This is a genomic window from Nitrosomonadales bacterium (assembly GCA_016716325.1).
GTDB lineage: Bacteria > Pseudomonadota > Gammaproteobacteria > Burkholderiales > Gallionellaceae > Gallionella.
Window position 1 is genome coordinate 626,420 of sequence record JADJWO010000001.1, and the last position, 24,752, is coordinate 651,171.

At 59.9% G+C, this 24,752-nt stretch carries 24 protein-coding genes; 3 read left to right on the plus strand and 21 right to left on the minus strand.

What is annotated here, in order from left to right; all coding sequences use genetic code 11:
• Positions 1-29: 29 nt before the first annotated feature.
• The 12 genes from trpB to IPM27_02920 all read right to left on the minus strand — a co-directional run bounded on the left by trpB (position 30) and on the right by IPM27_02920 (position 13,346).
• On the minus strand, positions 30-1,229 hold the full coding sequence (gene trpB / locus IPM27_02865; GenBank protein MBK9160501.1) for a tryptophan synthase subunit beta: 1,200 nt from the start codon (positions 1,227-1,229) through the stop codon (positions 30-32).
• The gene (locus tag IPM27_02870) at positions 1,210-1,857 is read right to left on the minus strand and encodes a phosphoribosylanthranilate isomerase (GenBank protein ID MBK9160502.1); all 648 of its coding nucleotides are present in this window, start codon (positions 1,855-1,857) and stop codon (positions 1,210-1,212) included. Before IPM27_02870 ends, trpB begins: the two co-directional genes overlap by 20 nt.
• Positions 1,854-2,642 carry a tRNA pseudouridine(38-40) synthase TruA gene (truA, locus tag IPM27_02875; protein ID MBK9160503.1) on the minus strand — a complete coding sequence of 263 codons (789 nt, stop codon included), beginning with the start codon at positions 2,640-2,642 and terminating at the stop codon, positions 1,854-1,856. The genes IPM27_02870 and truA overlap by 4 nt, the downstream gene beginning before the upstream one ends.
• Positions 2,639-3,250 carry a hypothetical protein gene (locus IPM27_02880; GenBank protein ID MBK9160504.1) on the minus strand — a complete coding sequence of 204 codons (612 nt, stop codon included), beginning with the start codon at positions 3,248-3,250 and terminating at the stop codon, positions 2,639-2,641. Before IPM27_02880 ends, truA begins: the two co-directional genes overlap by 4 nt.
• Positions 3,251-3,311: 61 nt before the next feature.
• Positions 3,312-5,300 (minus strand): hypothetical protein, encoded by a 1,989-nt coding sequence (locus IPM27_02885; GenBank protein MBK9160505.1) that lies wholly within the window; start codon positions 5,298-5,300, stop codon positions 3,312-3,314.
• An 877-nt stretch (positions 5,301-6,177) separates the two neighbouring features.
• Positions 6,178-7,200, minus strand: coding sequence for an aspartate-semialdehyde dehydrogenase (locus IPM27_02890; GenBank protein MBK9160506.1), 1,023 nt, complete (start codon positions 7,198-7,200; stop codon positions 6,178-6,180).
• Between the two features lie 26 nt (positions 7,201-7,226).
• Positions 7,227-8,291 (minus strand): 3-isopropylmalate dehydrogenase, encoded by a 1,065-nt coding sequence (gene leuB, locus IPM27_02895; GenBank protein MBK9160507.1) that lies wholly within the window; start codon positions 8,289-8,291, stop codon positions 7,227-7,229.
• Between the two features lie 34 nt (positions 8,292-8,325).
• Entirely contained in the window at positions 8,326-8,964 is a 639-nt protein-coding gene (gene leuD, locus IPM27_02900) for a 3-isopropylmalate dehydratase small subunit (protein MBK9160508.1), read from the minus strand.
• A complete protein-coding gene (locus IPM27_02905) occupies positions 8,964-9,083 on the minus strand; it encodes an entericidin A/B family lipoprotein (GenBank protein MBK9160509.1) in 120 nt (39 codons plus the stop codon). The genes leuD and IPM27_02905 overlap by 1 nt, the downstream gene beginning before the upstream one ends.
• A gap of 10 nt (positions 9,084-9,093) precedes the next feature.
• Entirely contained in the window at positions 9,094-10,497 is a 1,404-nt protein-coding gene (gene leuC, locus IPM27_02910) for a 3-isopropylmalate dehydratase large subunit (protein MBK9160510.1), read from the minus strand.
• Between the two features lie 73 nt (positions 10,498-10,570).
• The gene (locus IPM27_02915; GenBank protein ID MBK9160511.1) at positions 10,571-12,148 is read right to left on the minus strand and encodes a citramalate synthase; all 1,578 of its coding nucleotides are present in this window, start codon (positions 12,146-12,148) and stop codon (positions 10,571-10,573) included.
• Positions 12,149-12,194: 46 nt separating this feature from the next.
• On the minus strand, positions 12,195-13,346 hold the full coding sequence (locus IPM27_02920; protein MBK9160512.1) for an MFS transporter: 1,152 nt from the start codon (positions 13,344-13,346) through the stop codon (positions 12,195-12,197).
• A gap of 117 nt (positions 13,347-13,463) precedes the next feature.
• Between IPM27_02920 and grpE the strand changes: the two genes are divergently transcribed.
• The 3 genes from grpE to dnaJ all read left to right on the plus strand — a co-directional run bounded on the left by grpE (position 13,464) and on the right by dnaJ (position 17,239).
• Positions 13,464-14,009, plus strand: a complete 546-nt coding sequence (gene grpE / locus IPM27_02925) for a nucleotide exchange factor GrpE (GenBank protein ID MBK9160513.1) — start codon at positions 13,464-13,466, stop codon at positions 14,007-14,009.
• 94 nt (positions 14,010-14,103) lie between these two features.
• Positions 14,104-16,026 (plus strand): molecular chaperone DnaK, encoded by a 1,923-nt coding sequence (dnaK, locus tag IPM27_02930; protein ID MBK9160514.1) that lies wholly within the window; start codon positions 14,104-14,106, stop codon positions 16,024-16,026.
• Between the two features lie 82 nt (positions 16,027-16,108).
• Complete coding sequence (gene dnaJ, locus IPM27_02935; protein ID MBK9160515.1) at positions 16,109-17,239, plus strand: molecular chaperone DnaJ; 1,131 nt, start codon at positions 16,109-16,111, stop codon at positions 17,237-17,239.
• Between the two features lie 209 nt (positions 17,240-17,448).
• Here dnaJ and pstS read toward each other — a convergent pair whose 3' ends face one another.
• The 9 genes from pstS to IPM27_02980 all read right to left on the minus strand — a co-directional run bounded on the left by pstS (position 17,449) and on the right by IPM27_02980 (position 24,726).
• Entirely contained in the window at positions 17,449-18,501 is a 1,053-nt protein-coding gene (gene pstS / locus IPM27_02940) for a phosphate ABC transporter substrate-binding protein PstS (protein ID MBK9160516.1), read from the minus strand.
• Positions 18,502-18,579: 78 nt separating this feature from the next.
• Positions 18,580-19,686: a porin gene (locus IPM27_02945; GenBank protein MBK9160517.1), complete on the minus strand. Its 1,107-nt coding sequence runs from the start codon at positions 19,684-19,686 to the stop codon at positions 18,580-18,582.
• 207 nt (positions 19,687-19,893) lie between these two features.
• Positions 19,894-20,685: a dienelactone hydrolase family protein gene (locus IPM27_02950; protein ID MBK9160518.1), complete on the minus strand. Its 792-nt coding sequence runs from the start codon at positions 20,683-20,685 to the stop codon at positions 19,894-19,896.
• A gap of 23 nt (positions 20,686-20,708) precedes the next feature.
• Positions 20,709-21,473 carry a 3',5'-cyclic-nucleotide phosphodiesterase gene (locus tag IPM27_02955; GenBank protein MBK9160519.1) on the minus strand — a complete coding sequence of 255 codons (765 nt, stop codon included), beginning with the start codon at positions 21,471-21,473 and terminating at the stop codon, positions 20,709-20,711.
• Between the two features lie 153 nt (positions 21,474-21,626).
• Positions 21,627-22,214 carry a HupE/UreJ family protein gene (locus IPM27_02960; protein MBK9160520.1) on the minus strand — a complete coding sequence of 196 codons (588 nt, stop codon included), beginning with the start codon at positions 22,212-22,214 and terminating at the stop codon, positions 21,627-21,629.
• 29 nt (positions 22,215-22,243) lie between these two features.
• Positions 22,244-22,549, minus strand: a complete 306-nt coding sequence (locus IPM27_02965) for a DUF190 domain-containing protein (protein ID MBK9160521.1) — start codon at positions 22,547-22,549, stop codon at positions 22,244-22,246.
• Positions 22,550-22,560: 11 nt separating this feature from the next.
• Positions 22,561-22,944 carry a fluoride efflux transporter CrcB gene (gene crcB / locus IPM27_02970; protein ID MBK9160522.1) on the minus strand — a complete coding sequence of 128 codons (384 nt, stop codon included), beginning with the start codon at positions 22,942-22,944 and terminating at the stop codon, positions 22,561-22,563.
• A gap of 24 nt (positions 22,945-22,968) precedes the next feature.
• Entirely contained in the window at positions 22,969-24,159 is a 1,191-nt protein-coding gene (locus IPM27_02975; GenBank protein ID MBK9160523.1) for a hypothetical protein, read from the minus strand.
• Positions 24,160-24,726 carry a chalcone isomerase family protein gene (locus IPM27_02980; protein ID MBK9160524.1) on the minus strand — a complete coding sequence of 189 codons (567 nt, stop codon included), beginning with the start codon at positions 24,724-24,726 and terminating at the stop codon, positions 24,160-24,162.
• Between the last annotated feature and the right edge of the window lie 26 nt (positions 24,727-24,752).

A 24,752-nucleotide genomic window follows, 5' to 3' on the forward strand; every position in this document is an offset into this window, starting at 1 on the left:
AGTTCGCCCGAAAAATGAGTTTATGCGGCTCATAGCGTGATGCCTTTCAACTTGGCCACGGTATTCATGTCCTTGTCGCCGCGACCCGACAGATTGACCAGCAGTACTTTGTCCTTGCCCATTGCCGGCGCGATCTTCATCGCATGCGCCAAGGCATGGCTGGATTCCAGCGCGGGGATGATACCCTCGAAACGGCACAGCGCATCGAAAGCAGCGATGGCCTCGTCGTCGTTGATCGCCACATATTGCGCGCGCCCGGTGTCTTTCAGCAGGCAATGTTCGGGACCGACGCCGGGATAATCCAGCCCGGCGGAAATGGAATGTGTCTCGACGATCTGGCCGTTCTCGTCCTGTATCAGGTAGACCTTGTTGCCGTGCAGCACGCCGACTTTGCTGTTCGCGGTCAGCGGCGCGGCATGATGGCCCGAGGCGATGCCGTAGCCACCCGCTTCCACCCCGATGATCTTCACGTCCTGTTCCTCGATGTAGGGATAAAACAGGCCGATGGCGTTGGATCCTCCGCCGACGCAGGCGATCACCGCATCCGGCTGGCGCCCGATCATTTCCGGCATCTGCATCCTGGCCTCGTTGCCGATCACGCACTGGAAGTCGCGCACCATCATCGGATAAGGATGCGGGCCCGCCGCCGTACCGAAGATGTAGAACGTACTCTCGACATTGGTGACCCAGTCGCGGATCGCTTCGTTGCAGGCATCCTTGAGCGTCCTCGAGCCGCTCTCCACCGGGACGACCTTCGCCCCCAGCAGCTTCATGCGGAACACGTTCGGTGCCTGGCGCTGGATGTCTTCAGCACCCATATACACGATGCACTCCATTCCGAAGCGCGCCGCCACGGTGGCAGTCGCCACGCCGTGCATGCCCGCGCCGGTTTCGGCGATCACGCGTTTCTTGCCCATGCGCTTGGCAAGCAGGGCTTGACCGATGGCGTTATTGATCTTGTGCGCGCCGGTGTGGTTCAGGTCTTCGCGCTTGAGGTAGATCTGCGCGCCACCAAGATCGTCCGATAGGCGTTTGGCGTGATAAATGGGGCTGGGACGTCCCACGTAATGCTTCAGTTCGTAAGCGAACTCGGCCTTGAATTCGGGATCGTCGCGGAAGCGCAGGTATTGTTCGCGCAATTCCTCTACAGCGGGAATCAGCGTCTCGGCCATGTAGATGCCGCCGTATTGGCCGAAGTGGCCGGATGGATCAGGAAAGTTGTACGTCAATCTGTTTGACCTCGTTGATGAACGCGGCGATCTTCACCGCATCCTTTATGCCCTTTAGGGTATTGATGCCTTTGCCCGCCTCTACGCCGCTGGACACATCCACCGCATAAGGACGCACCCGCCTGATCGCATCGGCGACATTTTCCGCATCCAGACCACCCGAAAGGATCACCGGCAACGACAATCGCCGCGGGATCAGGGTCCAGTCGAAAGTCGCGCCGGTTCCACCCGGAATACCCTCCACATGCGCGTCCAGCAACAAGCCTCTGGCGGCCCGGAAATCGGACGCGCATTGTAGCAAATCCACCCCGGCTTTGACGCGGATCGCCTTGAGATAGGGCCTGGAAAATTGCGCGCAGTATTCCGGGCTCTCGTCGCCGTGGAATTGCAGGATATCCAGCGGAACGTTCGCCGTCACCTCGCGCACGAACGCAGGCTCGGCATCGACGAACAGCCCGACGGCCGAAACGAACGGCGGCAACACGGCAGCCAGTTGCGCGGCTTGTGCGATATCGACATGGCGCGGACTGCGCGAGTAGAACACCAGTCCGATGGCATCCGCCCCAGAGTCGGCAACGGCCCGAACATCCTCCACACGCGTGATACCGCAAATCTTGATGCGCGTCACGACGACTCTCCCGATACCCCGTCCTGTTCCATTTGCGGCAATCCCCACTTTGCTTCGTACTCGATCCGGCGCAAGTATAAGCCATCCGGCGCAAAGGTCGGCGCGGCCAGACTGCGCTCGCGGCCAGCCAGCACTTGCGCCAGCCATTCCGGCGGATGCTTGCCCTTGCCGACATACACCAGGCAACCGACGATGTTGCGTACCATGTGGTGCAGGAAGGCATTCGCATCCAGATCGAACACCAGCAGGTCACCCTGCCTGGAAATATCCAGCCGGCGCAGGGTCTTGAGCGGAGATCTGGCCTGACATTCGGCCGCGCGGAAGGCGCTGAAATCGTGCTCACCCAGCAGGTGGCGTGTAGCAGCCTGCATCGCAGCCACATCCAGCGGCGCATGGAACCATCCCGCTTTGCCGGCCTGTATCGCCGGACGCACCGCGCGATTGAGCAACAGATAGCGGTAGCTGCGTCCGTGTGCGGAAAAACGTGCATGGAATTCATCGGGCACTGCATGCGCCCAGCGTACCGCGATGCTGTCCGGCAGTAAGGCATTCACGCCGCGCACCCATGCGGACAGAGGGCGCTCGGCATGCGTATCGAAATGCACCACCTGCTCCAAGGCATGCACGCCCGTATCGGTACGCCCTGCCGCAATAACGGAAATCGCTTCGTCGGCGATCCGACCCAGCGCGAGTTGCAGAGTATCCTGCACCGTTCGCCCGTCCGGCTGGCTTTGCCAGCCGAAATACGGACGGCCATCGTACTCGAGCCCGATCGCGATCCTCATGACACCGCCAGACCCAGAACCAGCAACGCGATACCCAACAACAACCCATCAGCAAGTGTGAAGCGATATATCGGCAATTCCAGCTCCCTGACTGCTTCGTCATGCGACTCGGACAGACTGTGCAAGGTCTGCTGCCAGGTTTGCGCGCGCAACATCGCAACCTCGGCATAGTGCAGCGTCAACGCCAGGCGCACCGCCAGCCGCTCGCGCGACATGCCCATCCAGCACAATGGCGCAAACAGGGTGTACAACCCGGCGATCAATTTATGCCTGTGCAACCTGTCCAGCAATATCGCCAGCCCGGCCAGCGCGGCCAGCAGTCTGGCCAACTGCACAACACCGTCGGCCAGCCCTTCCACGCTCGGGCTGAACGCACCCAACTCTTCCAGCAACGCGCTACCGGGCGTGCTGTATGCATAGATCAGCAGCAACGACAGCAGTATCCAGCGGGTGCGGCGCACCAGTTGCACCAGTTTATGCCCGGAAAGCACCAAGGCGCACAGCAGGATGGCGCCGGCCACCAGCAACAGGGTATCGAGCGCCAGCACCTGCAAGGCCGCTACCAGCAGACACCAGGTCAGTATTTGTGCGGCGGGGTGAAATGCCAAAGGTCGCTCCAAAAGAAAACGGCAGCCCAACACTGAGCTGCCGTCAAGGTCATGCACATGACTAACCGAGTTGGTCGAGCATGGATTGTGCGCTCGCACGCTGCTCCTCGTCGCCTTCGCGCATCACCTCATCGAGTATCTCGCGCGCACCGGAAGCGTCACCCATCTCCTGATAGGCCTTGGCCAGATCGAGCTTCGTAGCGACTTCCTGCCAGTGCTCGTCCCTGCCGCCGGAAGCGGGCGTTCCCTGATCCGAGCGATCCAGCAGGATCGTGCTTTCCAGTGCATCAGCTCCTGCATGATCGTCATCATCCAGATTCAGGCTGATCCCCCCGAAACCGGCAGATGCAGAAGGTGCCGCAGCAGGCGCTTCAGGCTCGTTTTTCTCAGTCGGGAAATCCAGTATGAATTCCATACCGCCGTCATCCGCCGACGCTGCCGCAGGCTTGGCTGCTTCAGGCTCTTCTGCCGCGGCCGGTGGTTTGGTCGATGTCACGTCGAAGATCAACTCGTCCAGATTGAGCGCTTCGGCTTCCGCCGGCTCACTCTCCACGGGTGTCGAAGAAGTGGTCGAAGTAATGTCGAAATCCATGCCCTGCGCAGCAGACAGATCGTCCGATCCGAACACCACTGTTTCTTCAGTAGATGCCGAGGAAGGGCTGCCTGAAGTTATATCGAAATCCGGCTCCTGTGCTGCCGCAGCGAGATCACCCGATCCGAACACCACTGTTTCTTCTGTGCTTGAAACATCCGCAGTCGACGATCCTGCACCACCCAGATCGAAGTCCACATCCGGTGCCGCTGACTCCTGCGATGCGGCAGTATCGTCCAGAAGGAAATCGGGCGTCACATCCATCGCAGCCGTTTGAGTGGTCGCGCTGCCTGTATCCTCGATATCCCCAGCGCCACCGTACATCGGATTGTTCGGTTCCAGCCTGCTTCCCATCGCGGCCGCCTGCTGCCACGCCTCATCATCGCCGGAATCCTGCAACTGGCGTGCGATGGCCGCAAATGCGTTCGCATCCTTGCGGTTGGCATAGATACCCAACAACTTGAGATGTATCTGGTGATTGTTCGGGTTGTTCTGCAAGGCCTCTTTCAGAATCTCTTCCGCCTGCGCGTCACGCCCGAAGTTCAGGAACAGATCGGCTTCGCTGAGCGGATCGACATCTTCCGTCTGATGTGCCGCTTCGGCATGATGCTCGCCGCCTGTCGCGGTAAAGTCTCCCGTATCCGGAGAAGGCACGACCGGTGCGGCAATCCGACCGGTTATCGTGCCCACATCGGCATCATTGCCTTCTTCAACTATCTGATGCCCGGTTGTAGCCGTAGCCGCAGATTCCTCTTTCCTGCGGCGGGTCAACATGAAACCCGCCCCCCCCAGGCCAAGCAGGGCGATGGCACCGCCGGCCAGATAGAGCGGCTCTTCCAGAATCTGATCTAACATGGAAGGAGGAGGAGGAGCCTCCACCACTTTTACCTTGGGCTTGGGTTTGGCAACCGGCGCAGGCTGGACTTCGCTGGCTGCGGCTACGGCCGAAGCTGCATCACTTGCAACAACACCAGATACTGCGATTTCTGCAGATTGCGCCAACGCTGCCGCTTCCGTCTTCAATTCAGCCAGTCGCTCCATTTCCTTGAGGTTGCTTTCCAGCAGCGCTGCACGGGTTCGCTCTTCCTCGGCAGCCTTGCCTCTGGCGATCGCCTCTTCCTGTGCGGCATTCTTCTTGTCCGCTGCCGTCATGGCCTTGCCGGCTGCAGCGACCTCGTCTCCGGGTGCCTCACCTTTGGAGAGTCTCAGCACCTCCTTGGCGGATTCTCCGGCGACCGGTGCCTTGTCTTCCACCGAACTGGTGATCTTGCCGCTGACGGCTTGCTGGGTTTCCTCGGTCTGGCTGCCAACTTCCGCTGCGCTGGCCAGTCTTTGCCGGTAAGCGTTCCAATCCGCAGCCTGAGCGCGTATCTCTTTTGCCGCATCGGTTTGCGCAACGCTCATCAGTTCGTCCTGATCGGGCAAGCGTAATATCTTGCCGGCCCTGATGCGGTTCATGTTATCTCCATCGAACTGATCGGCATTGGCGCGATACAGCGCGACCAGCATGCGCTCCAGAGACACATCGGCAGGTTTGTTCTGCAACGCGATCCCGGTCAACGTATCCCCGCGTCTGACGGTGATGTTACCGGTAACGACATTCCTTGCCGTCGATGGGGCAGGTGCCTGCTCTATTGGGGCGGCAGTTGTCCTCGCTTCTTCGACACGCTCAACGGGTTTGCTTTCGACCATCGCAGGCGCAGTCACGGCAGTCTGCTCAACTACCGGCTCGGGTTCGACAACGACCGGTGCGACTGCCTGAACTTCGACTGGCGCCGGTTGTTCGGCGACATAACCCGGGGGATCGAGCAGGAAAGTGTATTCGCGCAACAGTTTTCCGGATGACCATGTCAGTTCGACCAGCATGCTCACAAAGGGATCGTTGATCGGTTGTGCGCTGGTCACCTTGAGGGACGACTCTCCGTTCGCGCGATTCTCGATCTGGAATTGGAATTTGTTGCCATAGGGATATTGCAACCCCACCCTCTTATAGGCATCCGGGGAAGCAAGGCGCGCAACCAAGCTGACCTTCTCGGCTCTGTTCACTGCCACCAGCTCGATATCGGCTTTGAGCGGTTGCCCCAATGAGGAAACCACATTGATGCCGCCCATACCCACTGCAGAAACGTATGTAGACAACGTCAAGGCAGCTACGCCCCCCAGCAGCTTCAATATAGCCAGTGATCGGGTTGGGGTTTCTGGACGGCTCAGCCGAATAATCAATCGTTTCACCAGTGATGTTCGCACGCTATCACCCTCACTTTATTTACTGGACAAATAAAATAACATCATAGAGTTATCAGCACAAGCTAATAATCAATATTCAAACTGAATCCTAATTGAGGTGTTTTTCGATCAGGATTTCTGCGATTTGCACGCTATTCAATGCCGCGCCCTTGCGCACATTATCGCTTACCACCCACAGATTCAAGCCCAGCGGATGCGAAACGTCCTCTCGAATCCGGCCCACATAGGTCGCGTCGTTACCGGCCGCCTCGATCGGCGTCGGATAACCGCCCGGTTCACGCCGATCCATCACCACTATGCCGGGCGCTTTCTCCAGCAGGGCTCTCGCCTCATCCGCAGTGATCTTCTTGCGAGTCTCGATATGTACTGCCTCTGAATGGCCATAGAACACCGGGACGCGTACTGCGGTCGGATTGACCAGGATGGAATCGTCTTCCATGATCTTCTGCGTCTCCCATACCATCTTCATTTCTTCCTTGGTATAGCCGTTCTCCAGGAACACGTCGATATGCGGCAGCACGTTGAACGCGATGCGCTTCGGATACACCTCCACCTTCACGTCCTGCTGGTTGAACAACGCACGGGTCTGGTCGGCCAGTTCGTCGATCGCCTCCTTGCCGGTGCCGGACACCGCCTGATAGGTTGCCACATTGATGCGCGCGATGCCTACGGCATCCTTGATCGGTTTCAGCGCCACCAGCATCTGGATGGTTGAGCAATTCGGATTGGCGATGATGCCGCGATTCCTGTATTGCGCGATCGCATGCGGATTCACTTCCGGCACCACCAGCGGAATGTCACGGTCGTAACGGAAGTGCGCGGTATTGTCGATCACCACGCACCCTGCCGCTGCCGCGATCGGCGCATATTTTTCGGATACGCTGCCGCCTGCCGAGAACAGGCCGATCTGCGCCTTGGAAAAATCGAAGTCATCCACATTGATGACGGTGATCTCTTTGCCGTTGAATTGCACGGTGGAACCGGCCGAACGGCTGGAGGCCAACGGATAGATATTGCGCACCGGAAACTTGCGTTGTTCCAGTATCGACAGCATCGCTTCGCCCACTGCACCGGTCGCACCAAGGATACACACATCGTATTGATTGCTCATCTTTTCGTTCTCCGCATCTTGAATTCCTAAAGGGCTGCGACCACCGCATCGCCCATCGCCGCACAGCCCACCCTCTGCATGCCGTCCTCATGGATGTCGCCGGTGCGCAGCCCTTGCTGCAATACCTTGCGCACAGCGCCTTCGATGCGCTGTGCATTCTCTTCGTCGCCGAAGGTGTAACGCAACATCATCGCCACCGACAGGATGGTCGCCAGCGGATTGGCCAGATCCTTGCCCGCGATATCCGGCGCGGAACCGTGGCTGGGTTCGTACAGTCCTTTGTTGTTCGAATCCAGTGATGCCGAAGGCAGCATACCGATGGAGCCCGTCAGCATCGATGCTTCGTCCGACAGGATGTCGCCGAAGATGTTGCCTGTGACCACGACGTCGAACTGCTTGGGCGCACGCACCAGTTGCATCGCGGCGTTATCCACGTACATATGGCTCAATGTGACCTCCGGGTAATCCCTGGAAAGCTCGGTCATCACTTGGCGCCACAGTTCGGTGGTTTCCAGCACGTTGGCCTTGTCCACCGAGCAGACCTTTTTGTTGCGCTTCATCGCGATGCCGAAAGCGACATGGCCGATGCGGCGAATCTCGGATTCGGTATAGCGCATGGTATTGATGCCCTCACGCTCACCGTTGGGCAAAGTCGTGATCCCGCGTGGCTGGCCGAAATACACGTCGCCAGTCAGCTCGCGCACGATCATGATATCCAGACCGGACACCACTTCAGGTTTCAGCGTTGAAGCATTCGCCAGCTCCGGATACAGCAGCGCCGGTCGCAGATTGGCGAACAGATTGAGCTCCTTGCGGATGCGCAGCAGACCGCGCTCAGGACGCATATCGCGCGGCAAAGTATCGTATTGATATCCACCCACCGCCCCCAGCAAAACAGCGTCGGAGGCTTTCGCCAGTTTCTCGGTCGATTGCGGAAAGGGGTCTCCTTCAGCGTCATAACCCGCGCCACCGAGATGTGCGTATTCCATCTCGATCTTCAAGCCGTCGCTACGCAATGCTTCCAACACCTTCGCCGCCTGAGCAACGATCTCCGTTCCGATGCCGTCACCCGGCAATACCGCGATCTTCATTTATTCTCGTCCAGTCAGATATTCAAAATCAATCTCAGGCAAACAACCACGGCTGCGCCGCGCGATGCCCAACCTCAAACGCCTTGATGTCGTCCGTATGCCGCAAGGTCAGTCCGATGTCATCCAGACCATTCAACAGACAATGCTTGCGGTGCGCATCCACCTCGAAGGCGATCTCCCCGCCAACCGGCGTCGCGATGATCTGGCGCTCCAGGTCGACCAGCAACTTATACCCAGCATTTGCCGCAACCGCCTTGAACAACTCGTCCACGATTGCCGCATCCAGTTTGACCGGCAACAGACCGTTCTTGAAACAGTTATTGAAGAAGATATCCGCGAAGCTCGGCGCAAGGATGACTCGAAAGCCATAATCCTCCAGCGCCCAGGGAGCATGCTCGCGCGAACTGCCGCAACCGAAGTTCTCTCGCGCCAGCAGGATCTGCGCGCCCTGGTAACGCGGCTGATTCAGCACGAAATCACCGTTCAGCGGGCGTTTGCTGTTATCCATGCCCGGTTCGCCGTGGTCAAGATAGCGCCATTCGTCGAACGCGTTCGGGCCGAAACCGGAGCGCTTGATCGATTTCAGGAATTGCTTCGGAATGATGGCGTCGGTATCGACATTGGCACGATCCAGCGGGGCAACCAGCCCCTCGAATTTGATGAACTTACGCATTATCTGCTCGCCGCCTTTTCAAGTTTCTCGCCGCCTTTTTTCAGGTCCTTGCCGATGCCCTCCACGGTATTGCACCCAGCCAGCATCCATGCGGCCAACAACACAGCCATCACCTTCATCGTCCTCTCCTTACGATTTGCTCACATCGACGAAATGACCGGCGATTGCCGCCGCCGCCGCCATCGCCGGACTGACCAGGTGCGTGCGACCGCCCGGGCCTTGCCGTCCCTCGAAGTTGCGGTTCGAGGTCGAAGCGCAACGTTCGCCCGGCGACAACCGGTCGTCATTCATCGCCAGGCACATCGAACATCCCGGGTCGCGCCACTCGAAACCCGCATCGATGAACACCTTGTCCAGACCTTCCTGTTCGGCCTGCTGCTTCACCAGACCGGAGCCCGGTACAACCATCGCCAGTTTCACATTGGCGGCAACCTTCTTGCCCTTCGCCACTGCCGCTGCCGCACGCATATCCTCGATGCGCCCGTTGGTACAGGAACCGATGAACACCTTATCCACCTTGATCGCGGTGATCGGGGTATTCGCCTGCAAGCCCATGTATTGCAGGGCGCGTTCGGTATCGCTGCGCTTCACCGCATCGCCAATATTCGCGGGATCGGGCACGCTGCCATCCACCGGCAACACCATTTCGGGCGAAGTCCCCCAAGTCACTTGCGGCTTGATCTGCGCGGCATCAAGTTCGATCGTCGCATCGAATTTCGCACCCGCATCACTGTGCAACGTACGCCAGTACGCTACCGCCTTGTCCCACAATTCGCCTGCCGGAGCGAACGGGCGCCCCTTGAAATAGGAAATGGTCGTCTCGTCTGCGGCCACCATCCCGGCGCGCGCGCCCGCTTCGATCGCCATGTTGCACAGCGTCATGCGCCCTTCCATGCTCAGCGCACTGATCGCACTGCCCGCAAACTCCACCGCGTAGCCCGTACCGCCCGCCGTACCGATCTTGCCGATGATCGCCAGCGCGATATCCTTGGCCGTCACGCCCTTGCGCAACGTACCGTCCACCTTCACCAGCATGGATTTCGATTTCTTCGCCACCAGACACTGCGTCGCCATCACATGTTCGACCTCGGAGGTACCAATGCCGTGCGCCAGTGCCGCGAACGCGCCATGCGTGCTGGTATGCGAATCACCGCACACCACCGTCATGCCCGGCAGGGTCGCCCCCTGCTCCGGCCCCATCACATGAACCACCCCCTGGCGGATGTCGCCCATCTTGAATTCGGTGATGCCGAACTCGGCGCAGTTCTCGTCCAGCGTCTCCACCTGCAGGCGCGAGATCGGATCGGTGATACCCGCCGCGCGGTTCGCGGTCGGTACGTTGTGATCCGGTACCGCCAGCAGGGATGCGACACGCCACGGCTTGCGTTTCGCCAGCTTCAGCCCTTCGAATGCCTGCGGACTGGTGACTTCATGCACCAGTTGGCGGTCAATATAGATCAGCGCGGTGCCGTCGGCCTCCTGCCGCACCACATGGGAATCCCACAGTTTGTCATATAAGGTTTTTGCGCTCATCACTGTCAGCCAGCTATCCTTCAAAATAAGAACGCGAGATTATGCCACAGCAAACGGATTATTCGTGCAGGGTTCAATTCGACCCGACCTGCGTACCGTCCAATTTCACCAGCGCATATTCCAGGCTTTCCGAAAGCGCATACCAACTCGCTTCGATGACGTTGGCACTGGCACCCACCGTCGTCCAGACCTGCCCGCCCCCCTGAAAAGTGATGAGCACACGAATCGCCGCCGATGTCCCGTTGGCGCTGTCCAGTATCCTCACCTTGTAGTCGATCAGCCGTACCGCCTTCAATAGCGGGTAGACATCCTCCAGCGCGTTGCGCAGGGCAGAGGACAATGCGTTCACCGGGCCATTGCCTTCCGCGGCAACGAACTTCACCTCGCCGCCCACCCTGACCTTGACGGTCGCCTCCGACAACAGGCCGCGGCTCTGGCGGCGCTCGGTGACGACAAAATAATCGATCAGCTCGAACGGCTGCACATAATCCGGACGCAGGCGGTGCAGCATCAACTCGACGCTAGCCTCGGCCGCCTCGAACGTGAAACCCTCGTGCTCAAGATGTTTGATACGGTTGAGCACGCGCTGCGCGCCCTCGTTATCGAGCTCGATTCCCAACGTCTTTGCGTGGAACTGGATGTTTCCGCGTCCGGACAACTCCGAGACGACCGAGCGCATCTCGTTGCCGACCAGCGCCGGGTCGATGTGCTGATAGGTGTCCGGCGCCTTCAGAATGGCAGCGACATGGATGCCCCCCTTGTGCGCGAACGAGCTGTGGCCGATGTAGGGCGCATGATTGTAATGCTTGAGGTTGACCACTTCGGCGACGTAGTGCGCCAGCGAGGTCAGTTCGCGCAACTGCTCCGGCGTCACGGCCTGTTTATCCATCTTGAGCTGAAGATTGGGAATGATGGTCGTCAGGTTGGCATTGCCGACACGCTCGCCGTAACCGTTGATGGTACCCTGCACTTGCAGACATCCACCGTGCACCGCCGCCAGCGAATTGGCGACCCCACAGCCGGTATCGTTGTGACAATGCACGCCCAGCGGTGTCGATATCACCTTGCGCACTTCGCGCACGATCTCTTCCACTTCCCACGGCAACTTGCCACCATTGGTCTCGCACAGCACCAGCCAATCCGCCCCCGCCTCGGCAGCAGCCTTCAAGGTCGCCAACGCGTAGTCGCGATTGGCGACGAAGCCGTCGAAGAAGTGTTCGGCATCGAACATCACCTCGCGCCCATGAGATTTCAGGTACGCCACGCTGTCTCGGATCATGGCAAGGTTCTCTTCCAGCGTCGCGGAAAGCACCAGCTTCACGTGGTAATCCGAACTCTTGCCGACGATGGTCACCACCGGCGTTTGCGCATCAAGGAGGGCTTGCAGATTGGTGTCCTGCTGGCAGGTGCCGTTCTTCTGGCGCGTGCGACCGAATGCAGCCAGCCTGGCCTGCTTCAGATCGAGTTTGCGTGCGCGCTCGAAGAACTCCTGGTCCTTGGGATTGGAACCGGGCCAGCCGCCTTCGATATAGTGGAAACCGAAATCGGCCAGCCGTTGCGCGATGGCCAGCTTGTCGTCGACCGACAGGGAGATATCCTCGCGCTGCGTGCCGTCACGCAGCGTAGTGTCGTAAAGAAAGACCTGATTCATGGCATCAATGAAAACCGGAAAGGTCCGGAGTTTATCATTTCGCGCGTCATTTCAGACCGCCGCGCAGCTTCCACATCGACAGCGCCAGTCCCAGCAGGGCCATCGCCGCACTGAAGGTGTAGAGCGTCGTCGCCCCCCAATGCAGCCAGATCGGGCCGCTCAACAAACCGCCCAGCACCCCGCCAGCGCCATAACCCACGCTGCCGTAGAGCGCCTGCCCTTTCGACTGATGCCGCCCCTTGAAGAATTCATGCACCATGCCCACCGTCGCCGCATGGAACGCGCCGAAGGTGAGTGCATGCAACACCTGCGCCACCAGCAGCAGGGCAATGCTGTCCACCGCCCAACCAATCAACAGGAAACGCAACACCGCCGCCGCCAGACTGATCCGCAGGATACGCACCAGACCGAAACGTTGCGCCAGCGCGGGCATCACAAAGAACACCGCGATCTCGCAGATCACCCCGATCGCCCACAGTCCGCCCACCGCAGCCTTGCTGTATTCATGCTCGACCAGATAGATGGAAAAGAAGGTGTAGTAAGGCCCGTGTGCCACCGCCATCAGGAAGCTCGCTCCGAGCAGCGCCAACACCTGCGGCCGCAACACGATCTGCCGGATCGGCTGATGGTCGGTGTGATGCGCCAGCACCTCCGTGGGCGGTAATTGCCGCGAAAAGAACATGATACCGATCTCGCACACCAGCCCGGCCCACAACAGCCATGCGATGGCGATGTAATCGAAGGCATAACCCAGCCCCACCACCGACACGATGAAGCCGATCGACCCCCAGGAACGGATGCGCCCGTAATGCGCGGAGTTCTTTCCAAGATAAGTCAGCGTAATCGCCTCGACCAGCGGCATCGAGGCACTCCAGAAGAAGCTCATCAGCGTCAGCACCAGCAGCATGCCCCAGAAACCGGTCGTCACAAACACACCCAGATAGAACAACGCGCTCAGGCCGGCCGCCGCCGCCACCACTTCCCTGCGTCGTCCCGAGCGATCGGCCAGCCACCCCCATATGTTCGGTGCAACCATGCGCATCACCGGATGCACCGACATCAGGATGCCGATCTCGATGGGATTGAACCCGATGGATTGGAGGTACAGGCTCCAGTAGGGAGAGAACAGCCCCACGAAGGCATAGTAGAAGAAATAGAAACCGGCGATGCGCCAGTGGTAGTTACCGGATGCGAACATGGCAGGACAGCGTTTGAATGGGCACATTATCTCACGCCGGAAAAAATATTTTCCCCGCGCTCTTGAAAATACCGGCCCCGACCCCAGCTACCGTCAGGTCGAAACACGGAGAGCATCATGGAACAGAACGGAACCAACCCACAGATCGAACAGCACGAGGTTGTCGACAACGTCGAAACCGCCGCCGAAAACAGGGCCGAGACGATACCCAGTCTGGAAGAAATGTTGCAAGCAGCGGAACGCAAGGCCCAGGAACACTACGACGCATGGATGTATGCCAAGGCCGAGGGCGAGAACATCCGCCGCCGCGCTGCCGAGGATGTGAGCAAGGCGCAAAAGTTCGCAGTGGAACGTTTCTCCGGCGAGATGCTGTCGGTAATGGACAGCCTGCAGGCGGGGCTGGCCGTCGAGACCGAGAACGTCGAGAGCTTCAAGAGTGGCATGGAACTGACCCTGAAACAGCTCTCCAGCGTGTTCGAGAAATTCAACATCGTCGAGGTCAACCCGGTCGGCGAGAAGCTCGATCCGAACAGGCACCAGGCCATCGGCATGCTGGACAGCGACCAACCTGCCAACACCGTGGTCAGCGTGATGCAAAAGGGCTACACCCTGAACGACCGGGTACTGCGTCCGGCAATGGTCATGGTTTCAAAGGGCAAATGACAAGCACTTGAAAAATACGATGCCGCCCTGATATGAGGCGGCAAGGCAGCAACACTATTCAACATTTTAGGAATTCAACTGAAAGGAAAGCATCATGGGAAAAATCATCGGTATTGACCTGGGCACGACCAACTCCTGCGTCGCCATCATGGAAGGTGGCAAGACCAAGGTCATCGAGAACGCGGAAGGCACGCGTACCACCCCGTCCATCATCGCTTATGTGGAAGACGGCGAGATCCTGGTCGGCGCGTCCGCCAAGCGCCAGGCCGTGACCAACCCCAAAAACACGCTGTACGGCATCAAGCGTCTGATCGGCCGCCGTTTCGAGGAACCGATGGTGCAGAAAGACATCGGCATGGTGCCCTACGAGATCGTCAAGGCCAAGAACGGCGACGCCTGGGTGAAGGTACGCGACAAGGAGATCTCCGCACCGGAAATCTCCGCGCAAGTGCTGGCCAAGATGAAAAAGACCGCCGAAGACTATCTGGGCGAGCCGGTCACCGAAGCGGTCATCACCGTGCCGGCCTATTTCAACGACTCGCAGCGCCAGGCCACCAAGGACGCCGGCCGCATCGCCGGTCTGGAAGTCAAGCGCATCATCAACGAGCCGACTGCGGCCGCGTTGGCGTTCGGCCTGGACAAGCAGGAAGGCGACCGCAAGATCGCGGTGTATGACCTGGGCGGCGGCACCTTCGACATCTCCATCATCGACATCGCCGAGATCGACGGCGAGCACCAGTTCGAAGTGCTGTCCACCAACGGCGACACCTTCCTGGGCGGCGAGGACTTCGACATGCGCGTCATCGAGCATCTGGTGGACGAGTTCAAGAAGGACAGCGGCGTGGACCTGAAAAAGGACATGCTGGCCCTGCAGCGCCTGAAGGATGCGGCGGAAAAAGCCAAGATCGAGCTGTCTTCCGCACAGCAGACCGAAGTGAACCTGCCTTACATCACCGCCGATGCGAGCGGCCCGAAGCACCTCGCCGTCAAGATCACCCGCGCCAAGCTGGAAAGCCTGGTCGAAGATCTGGTCGCACGCACCATCGAGCCTTGCAAGGTCGCGCTCAAGGATGCCGGCGTCTCCGCTTCAGACATTAGCGACGTGATCCTGGTCGGCGGTCAGACCCGTATGCCCATGGTGCAGGAGAAGGTCAAGGAGTTCTTCGGCAAGGAAGCCCGCAAGGACGTCAACCCGGACGAGGCTGTCGCTGTAGGCGCGGCGATCCAGGGCGGCGTTCTGCAGGGTGAGGTGAAGGACGTGCTACTGCTGGACGTGACCCCGCTGTCGCTGGGCATCGAAACACTGGGCGGCGTGATGACCAAGCTCATCAAGAAGAACACCACCATCCCGACCAAGGCATCGCAAGTGTTCTCCACCGCCGACGACAACCAGTCCGCCGTGACCATCCACGTGCTGCAGGGCGAACGCGAAATGTCTTCCGGCAACAAGAGCCTGGGCCAGTTCAACCTGACCGACATCCCGCCGGCACCGCGCGGCATGCCGCAGATCGAGGTCACGTTCGATATCGACGCGAACGGCATCCTGCACGTCTCGGCCCGTGACAAGGCCACCGGCAAGGAGAACAAGATCAAGATCCAGGCCAGTTCCGGTTTGAGCGAGGACGAGATCCAGCGCATGGTGAACGATGCCGAGGCGCACGCAGACGAGGACAAGAAGGCAATGGAACTGGTGACCGCGCGCAACCAGCTCGATGCGCTGATCCACACCACCAACAAGTCGATGAAGGATTACGGCGACCAGCTTTCCGCCGACGAGAAATCCGCCATCGAAGCAGCCGTGAAGGATGCCGAAAGTGTGGTGAAGGAGGACGACAAGGCGGCCATCGAAGCCAAGACCGAGGCGCTGGCCCAGGCTGCGCAGAAACTGGGCGAGAAGATGTACGCCGCCGAGCAGGCCAAGGCACAGGCGGCAGGCGGTGGCGCACAACCGGAAGCGAAAACGGACGATGCCGACGTGGTGGACGCCGAGTTCACCGAGGTGAAGGACAAGAAATAATGTGGTAAGTAGCAAGTAGGCAGTGGGGAGTGGGGTAAACCCGCTTCCCACTTTCCACTTCCAACTTTCCGTTTCTTACACAATGAGCAAAAAAGACTATTACGAAGTCCTCGGTGTCAATCGCGACGCGTCGGAGGAAGAGATCAAGAAGGCTTATCGCAAGCTGGCGATGAAGCACCACCCCGACCGCAATCCGGACAACCCGAAGGCCGAGGAACACTTCAAGGAAGCCAAGGAAGCCTACGAGACGCTGTCCGACGGACAGAAGCGCGCGGCCTATGACCAGTACGGCCACGCCGCGTTCGAGGCTGGCGGCATGGGGGGCGGCAATCCGTTCGGTGCAGGCGGTGCGCAGGGTTTCGACTTCTCCGACATCTTCGGCGACATCTTCGGAGGCGGACGCGGAGGTGGTGGCCGCAGCCACGTGCAGCGCGGCGCCGACCTGCGCTACAACCTGGAGATCACGCTGGAACAGGCCGCACGCGGCACCGAGACGCAGATTCGCGTCCCGACCATGGCGGAATGCGAAACTTGCAATGGTTCGGGTGCCAAGCCCGGCACCAGCCCGACCACCTGTACCACCTGCGGCGGTCATGGTCAGGTGCGCATGCAACAAGGCTTCTTCTCCATCCAGCAGACCTGTCCGCGCTGCCACGGCAACGGCAAGATGATCGCCTCGCCATGCAAGGACTGCAATGGCAACGGCCGCATCAAGAAACACAAGACCCTGTCGGTGAAGATCCCGGCCGGCGTGGACAACGACGACCGCATCCGCCTGTCCGGTGAAGGCGAACATGGCGTGCATGGCGGTCCGCCGGGCGACCTGTACGTGGTCATCCATCTCAAGCCGCACGCGGTATTCCAGCGCGACCACGATGACCTGCATTGCGAGATGCCGATCAGCTTCACCACTGCGGCACTGGGCGGCGAGATCGAGATCCCCACGCTGGACGGGGTTGCCCGCATCAAGATTCCCGCCGAAACGCAGAGCGGCAAACAGTTCCGCCTGCGCGGCAAGGGCATCAAGGGTGTGCGCAGTTCCAGCCACGGCGACCTGCACTGCCATGTGATCGTTGAAACGCCGGTGAACCTGACCGATCGCCAGAAGGAATTGCTGCGCGAGTTCGAAGCCATCAATGAGACCGACAGCGGACGCCATAACCCGCGCGCAAAATCCTGGATGGACAAGGTCAAGGACTTTTTCGGTCAATGACCGAAAGTCCTTGACCTTGCGGCGAAGGCTAACTTGCGCAGCAAGTTAAGGGCACATGCCCGGCCGTAACCACAAAGTGAAGGATTTTTTCGGTCAATAGGCCAAGCATTCCAAGCCATAACCAGACCCACAAAAGAACAACGCCCCGTATCCGGGGCGTTGTCTTGTTCACATCCCGTGACCGACCGGGGATGCAATGATCATCCGTGTTATTTGTACAGCGATGAACCGGACGTGTCGCGGATCTGGTTCTTCCATGCCTTGCGGATCAGGTTCTGCACATTCTCCGGCAGCGGCACGTAATCCAGGTCGGCAGCCATCTGGTTGCCATTGCCGTATGCCCAATCGAAGAACTTCAGCACTTCTTTCGCAGTCGCGGCATTTTCCTGCATCTTGTGCATCAGGATGAAGGTCGCGCCGCTGATCGGCCAGCTTTCCTTGCCCGGTTCGTTGGTCAGGATTTCATAGAAGCCTTCCGCCTTGTCCCATTGCACGTTCGCTGCCGCTGCCTTGAAGCTGTCCTGGCTGGGTTCGACGAATGCTCCGTCGCGGTTCTGCATCTTCACGTGAGCCATTTTGTTCTGCAGCGCGTAGGCGAATTCCACATAACCGATGGAACCCTTGATGCGTTGCACGTAAGAGGCCACGCCTTCGTTACCCTTGCCGCCGGTACCGACCTTCCAGGACACTGCCGAACCTTCGCCAACTTCAGACTTCCATTCCGGGCTGACCTTGGACAGGTAGTTGGTGAAAATGAACGAAGTGCCGGAACCGTCGGAACGGTGCACCACGGTGATGTTCTCGTCAGGCAGCTTGACGTCCTTGTTCAGGGCGACCAGCGCAGGATCGTTCCACTTGTTGATCTTGCCCAGGAAGATGTCGGCCAGTACGGTGCCGGTCAGCTTGATCTGCCCGGCAGCAATGCCTGCGACGTTCACGACAGGAACCACGCCGCCGATCACAGTCGGGAATTGCAGCAGGCCGTCCTTGTCCAGTTCCGCCGGTTTCAGCGGCTTGTCGGATGCGCCGAAATCCACGGTCTTGGCGGTGATCTGCTTGATGCCGCCGCCGGAACCGATGGATTGGTAGTTCATTGCTACGCCGGTCTTGGCGTTGTAGGCTTCCGCCCATTTAGCGTAGACCGGGTACGGGAAGGTTGCGCCCGCGCCGGTGATGGTCGCAGCGGCCATGCCAGCACCGGCATAGGCCAGGGCAGTCGCGGTGATCGTGCCGACGATGAGTTGCTTGAGTTTGCTATTCATTGATACCTCCATTTGTTGTGCATCTCTTGCGGTAAAAGCGACGGGCATCGGAATACCCGTCGCCTCTTTCAAACCCGCTTAGAAAGTGTGTTGCATGCCCAGAGAGATCACGGAAGGCGACGCGCCGATACCGTTGATCGTGCCGGCAGCTGCAGAACTCTGGCTGAAGCCGTAGTCGCTGCCACGCTGGTTATTGATGCGCGAGTAGATCGCATACAGCTTGGTGCGCTTGCTCAGGCCGTGGTCGTAGCCCAGGCTGAACTGGTTCGCGCCGGTATTGGCCCTCGCACCTATCTGGCCGGACTTTCCGTAGGCCACCTTGATCGCATCCATGCCCATCTTGTAATTGCCGGACAGGTAGTAGGCGTTGTGACCGCGCGCATTGGCACCCAAAGCGCCGGCGTTATCGCTGCTCTTCTCATAGACGAAAGCGGCGGTGAACGCGTCGATGTCATAACTCAAACCCAGTTTCCATGCAGATTCCTTGGTACCCAGGACGCTGTTGAGCTTGTGCGTCTCGTATGCGAGTCCGCCGTAGAAACCGGATGCCTTGTACATGCCGGCCAGGCTCAATGCGTCAGACTTGGCAGCAGCAGCGGTGGTATTGCCTTCCGACAGGTTGACATAGGCGGCCGCACCGGTGAAACCGTTCATGTCCGGGCTGATGTAGGCGATCACGTCCGGCTGGCGACCGTCGAAAGCGGCAAATGCGGAATCAACAGTCGTGTTGCTGGTCACGCCGCCCATCAGCGCGCGGTTGTCGGCAATGGTGTCGCCGAACACGTCCAGCTTGCGTGTTGCCAGTTTGTATGGGGTGTCGTGACGGCCCAGCAACACGGTACCCATGCTGTCGCTCTTCAGCCCCAGGAAGGTGTTGCGGGTCGCGAAGGTGCCGCCGGTATTGTCCATGTTGATCTGCTGCTCGATCTGCCAGACTGCTGTCAGTCCGTCGCCCAGTCCTTCGGAACCCTTCAGACCCAGCTTCGAAACGTTGCTCGAGACGTTGCTCTTGCTCGCACCGGCAACGCCGGCGGCAGAGGTGCCGTTGCTGATGATGTCATAAGACATGTCGGCCTTGCCGTAAATACTGACGTTGCCGGTATCCGCCAGTGCCGGCGTCGCGAAGGCGGCTGCGGCCAGCGCAACGACGATGAGTTTCTTTTGTTGCATGCAAGTGGTTTGCATCGTTCATTCTCCTGAATATTTGTAAAGCCGCCATAGCGCGACACCGGCAGCTTATGCGGAGAATGTGAAAAAGCGATGACGAAAATATTACGGATTTATTACGGGGACGACTGGATGCCTGATCGGCAGGACCAGCAGCAAGATGCTCACAGACAGACAATCAATCCTGATGGCAGGATGCGCGATTGGCCGGGAAAAGGTGGCGGGTCACTTGCCGAATATCTCTTTCAGGAATGCCGTCGTCTGCTGCCAGGAATCCTGATCCGCCGCCGCGTCATACGCCAGCGGCAGATTGAATTTCCTGCCCAGTTCATCCGCATCGGGATTGGTGAAGGAATGCTTTACGCCGGGATAGGTGACCACCCGGAAATCCGCACCGGCGGTTTCCATTTCCTGCCTGAAAGCCGCGACCTTGTCTGTGCCGATCATCGGGTCGTCTTCGCCGGTGAAGGAGACGATATGCGCCTTGACCCTGCCGGGCTGCACCGGCATCTCGGTGCCCAGCGAACCGTGGAAACTCGCCACGCCCTTCAACGGCAAGCCGAGGCGCGCCATGTGCAGCACCACGCCGCCGCCGAAGCAGTAGCCGATCGCCGCCAACTCTTTGTCATTTACGGTTTTCTGCTTGCGCAGCAATTTCATGCCCGCCTCGAAGCGTGCCTTGGCCATCGGCAAGTTCCTGCTCACCTCGGTGGCGAACTTGCCGGCATCGTCGGGATGGTTGGCCTGTTTTCCGTCACCGTACATATCCACCGCCAGCGCGGTGTAACCCAGTGCGGCCAGCATGTCGGCGCGCTTGCGCGCATAGGCGTTGTGCCCCCACCATTCATGCACCACCAGCACCGCCGGGCGTCTGCCCTTGATGGCGTCGTCATACGCGATATAACCCTTGAGGGTCGTACCCTGGGCCCGATAAGTCACTTCCCTGCCCTGCACGGCAGCCTGAACCGGCGGCACGGCCAGACAAAACAGCGCAACCAGCAATAAGATCTTCTTCATCGCATTCTCCCTGTTGATGACACTCAAAAATCGAATCGTTGTCCCTGCTTGAGGGGCACCGGATGGTATGCGCCGCAGTCGGCATTCACCTCCGCCATGATGCGCTCTTCATTGCCCGGCTCGTTGTGGGTGATGAGCAGTTGCACCGGACGCCGCAACCGCGCCAGTCCGCGCGCCAGCAACGCGGCGCAGAGATGACCGAACGCTTCGGCAGAACGGATGTTGGCGTTGAGGACCGTCGTTTCGATCATCAGGTAGCGCAGGTTGTCGATGCCGTTCAGTGCCGACCAGAATGCCTCGCAATCCGTGGTATCGCCGCTGAATACGAAACTGGCGGCGCCACTGTCCATCCGATAGCCCACCGCCGGGATCGAATGGCGCGCCGGTAGCGCGGTGATGCGCCGTTCGCCGAACTTTACCGTTTCGCCGCATGCCAGCGGGATCAGCCGGATGAAAGGCTTGTCCGCGGTCGGTAACACGCTGTAATCCGGCCACAACTCCCCGTTCAGCAGATTCTTCTTCAGCGCGGCGATGGTCTCCGGCAAGGCATGGACATTCAGCGGGCCCTGACGGACGAACGCCGCCGCATCGGCCAGCAACGGCACGAACCCGCAATGATCCAGGTGCGCGTGCGTCAGGAACACGTGATCCACCCGTGCCATCTGCTCCAGGCTCAGATCGCCGACACCGCTGCCCGCATCGATCAGGATGTCGTCGTCCAGCAGCAGCGAAGTAGTGCGGCGCAAACCGCCGATCCCGCCATAACAGCCCAGTACGGTCAGGCGCATCGCAACCTCAGAAGCTGATAAAAAAATGCTGCGCGACTGTAATGCGGGGCCGTGCGGTGCTCGAAATCCTCATGTACGCTTGTGCACACTTCGGCTCCTGCGCTCCGCCCTCCCCCGCCTGACAGCCGCTCGCTGGTTTTTTTAAACAGCTTCTCATGCTGCTATCAGATACACGCCACACAGCGCGATGCCCGTCCCGGCAAAACGGATGGCATGCTCACGCGTCAGTCGCTGCATCCCCAGACCGAACGCGATGCCCGCAATATGCAATAGCGCCGTCGTCAGTACAAAACCTACCGCATAGCTCATGCCGGATACCAGCGCGGGCATCTCTGCGCCATGCGCATGACCATGCCACAACGCGAACAACCCGACCATGCCGCAGCTCAGCCAGAGCGGCATGCGGATCGCGGTAGCGATCAATACGCCCAGCAGCAGCACCGACAGCACGATGCCCTGCTCGACGAACGGCAAGGCGATGCCCAGCGCCGGCAACATGCCGCCCACCGCCATCACGCCGACGAAGCTGAGTGGCACGACCCATACCGAACGGCCGCCCGACTGCGCTGCCCACAACCCCACGGCCAGCATCGCGCAAACGTGATCCAGGCCGCTGAACGGATGCGTGAATCCATGCGTGAAACCGCTGGCATCCCCGATGCCGACATGCGCATACGCTAAGGACGGCAACAGTGTCCCCAGCACAATGGTTACTGCCCGCGACAAAATTTTCCTGTTCATGACAACCTCACAAAAGTCTATTGAAAATCCTAAATGACGCCCGCCTGCACTGCATGGCGCACATGGAATACATCGAGATCCTCGGCATGCAGCACATCCAGCAGCTTCTCCGCGAGCGCATCGTCGATGATGAATTCCACCTTGACCGCCAGTTCGCCCGCCAGCTCGAAGAAGGTCTCCTCGTGCAGCTTGCCGTGCCGGCCGAACCCCGCGATCGCGCGGAATGCCGAACCGCCCTGGATGCCGAGTGTCCTGGCTTTTTCCAGCAGCCATTCGTACAACGGCATGCCGGCATGGTGCTGCTTCTCGCTGACATAAAAAGTAAGCACGTTCATGTTTGCGCTCCTCAGATATGCAACCACTTGAAAGTCTGGATGCCCAACACCGTCATCAGCAGCGAACCGCCCAGATGTGCAGCGACGATGCCTGCCCCCCAGACATACTGCCCGCGCATCAGCAGCGTGACAGTCTCGGCGGAGAAAGTGGAGAAAGTGGTCAATCCTCCCAGAAAGCCGGTGATGATGAACAGCCGCCATTCCGGTGACACGCCGGGGTGCTGCATGAAGAAGGCGATCGCCAGCCCGATCAGGTAACCGCCCGCCAGATTGGCGACCAGCGTGCCGAGCGGCAATTCGGGCAGCGCCGGATTGAGCCACAGACCCAATTCCCAGCGCATCCAGGCGCCGAAGGCAGCGCCGACACCGACCGCCAAGAACGAATAGATCAACATGGCGTCATTCTACTCGACCACGCGCTACCCAACCACAAACACCGGGGCGAAGCCGCCGCCCGGCGTGCGGAAGTTGGTGGTCTGTCCCTGGTACAGGCGCGCCGCGGCCAGTTGCAGCTTCCCGTCATACACATAGCAACGCACGTCATACTTGAGCGGCTGCGCACTGCCGTCCCCGGCGCGCACCATGCGCTCGCCTGGCGCCGCCACGCGCTGCGCCACATAGCCGCCCTGCATGATCTCGTCGAACACGCGCCGGGTCAGTTTGTCGCCGCGATACGCGCCCTTGCTGCCGTAGCCGCCCGCCGGCTTGAAGAACCATTGCTTGCGCTCCGTCCACCATTGCCCGGCATCCTCGCCATGCACCACCTTCGTCTGCGGGATGCCCTTCAGCAGCACGTCGATGGCGGCCTGCGACGCACCCGATGCGCGCAGCCATTCCACATCGGTCAGCAGGGCCAGCCTGCGCTTGTCCGCATAACGCCGGTGATGATCCGGCGTGGGCGTCAACACCACCCGGCGCATCTCCCATGCCGTGCGGAGATGCGGAAACCCTTCCAGTTCGAAATCGGTCAGGCGGTTGTAGATCAGATCGACACGCTGCCCATCGAGGTACAGGTCGTCCTCGCGCACATGGAGCGCGGAAGGGTCGGCAATATGCGCGCTGATGCCGGCGCGCCCGAACATCCTCTGCGCCAGCAGGAAATCCGGATAGAGGTATTGCGACTCCGGTTGTTCGTCCACGATGGCGATGGTCCTGGGCGGCGCATCGCCATGCGCCCGCCGCCACTCGTTGCGGAACATGTCGATCAATGCCCGTTCGACATCCGCCTCCACGGCTGCGACGCCCGGCAGCCCGGCGTCGCGCTGGCTGTCGAACAGCAACGCATTCAGGAATCCGCCGCCCGCGTTGGTATTGATCTCGATCAGGTGTGCGCCGTCGCCGTTGAGGTGGAAGTCATAGCCATAGAACACGCCAAGCGCCGAATGCGCCTCCGCCTGTTCGGCCGTCTCGCCCACTGCCGCGATCACCTCACGCATCTGTTGCATCTGCGCGGCGCTGACGAACAACGGCACATCGGCGAACAGGTGCGCATGCGCAGCGGTCACCGTTTCCTGAAACGCTGCGCCCTGCGCCGTCAGCGCCCGCTGCAACGCGGCGCGGTCGATGGCCGCCCCGTCCGCGTCGGCATTCAGTCGTCGTGCATCCGGCATCTATTTCCCGCCCAGCAGTTTTCTCTTCAGGTCGTCCTGGGCAGGCTTGACGCCCAGCCATACCTTGAGCAGCGCGACATTGAACCCGGCCCCGACGATCAGACCCTTCTCCGTACCGTTCACGCCGACACGGGTGCCGCTCGCGGGCAGATAGTCCAGCGTGATGACATCGCCCTTCTTCACCTCGTTCATCGCCGCAAAGATCGCCATGAACTGCTTGAGCGAGGCATCCAGCGCGGCCAGTTCGGCCGGTGTATGGTTGCTGATGATCGCCTTGTTGAACGCCTCCGACAGCGTCTCCGCGCTGATGTCGCGCAACAGGTGCAGCGCGATGCGCTTCTCGCCGGCATCGGCCAATACCGCATCGCCGCTGTTCTTCCTTTCGCCGAGATACAGCGCCGCGACATACAGGTCGAAAATGAGTTTGCTGCGCACGCCCGCGCCATTCAAAACCAGATCGCGGCTGCCGAGATGCACGCGGTCGGCCAGCTTGACCCCTTCGACCTCCGTCGCACCCACGTTCATGCTCAACAACAATCCGCAAAGCACCGACAATAGTTTTTTCATTCCAACCTCGTTCAGTATTTAATTAC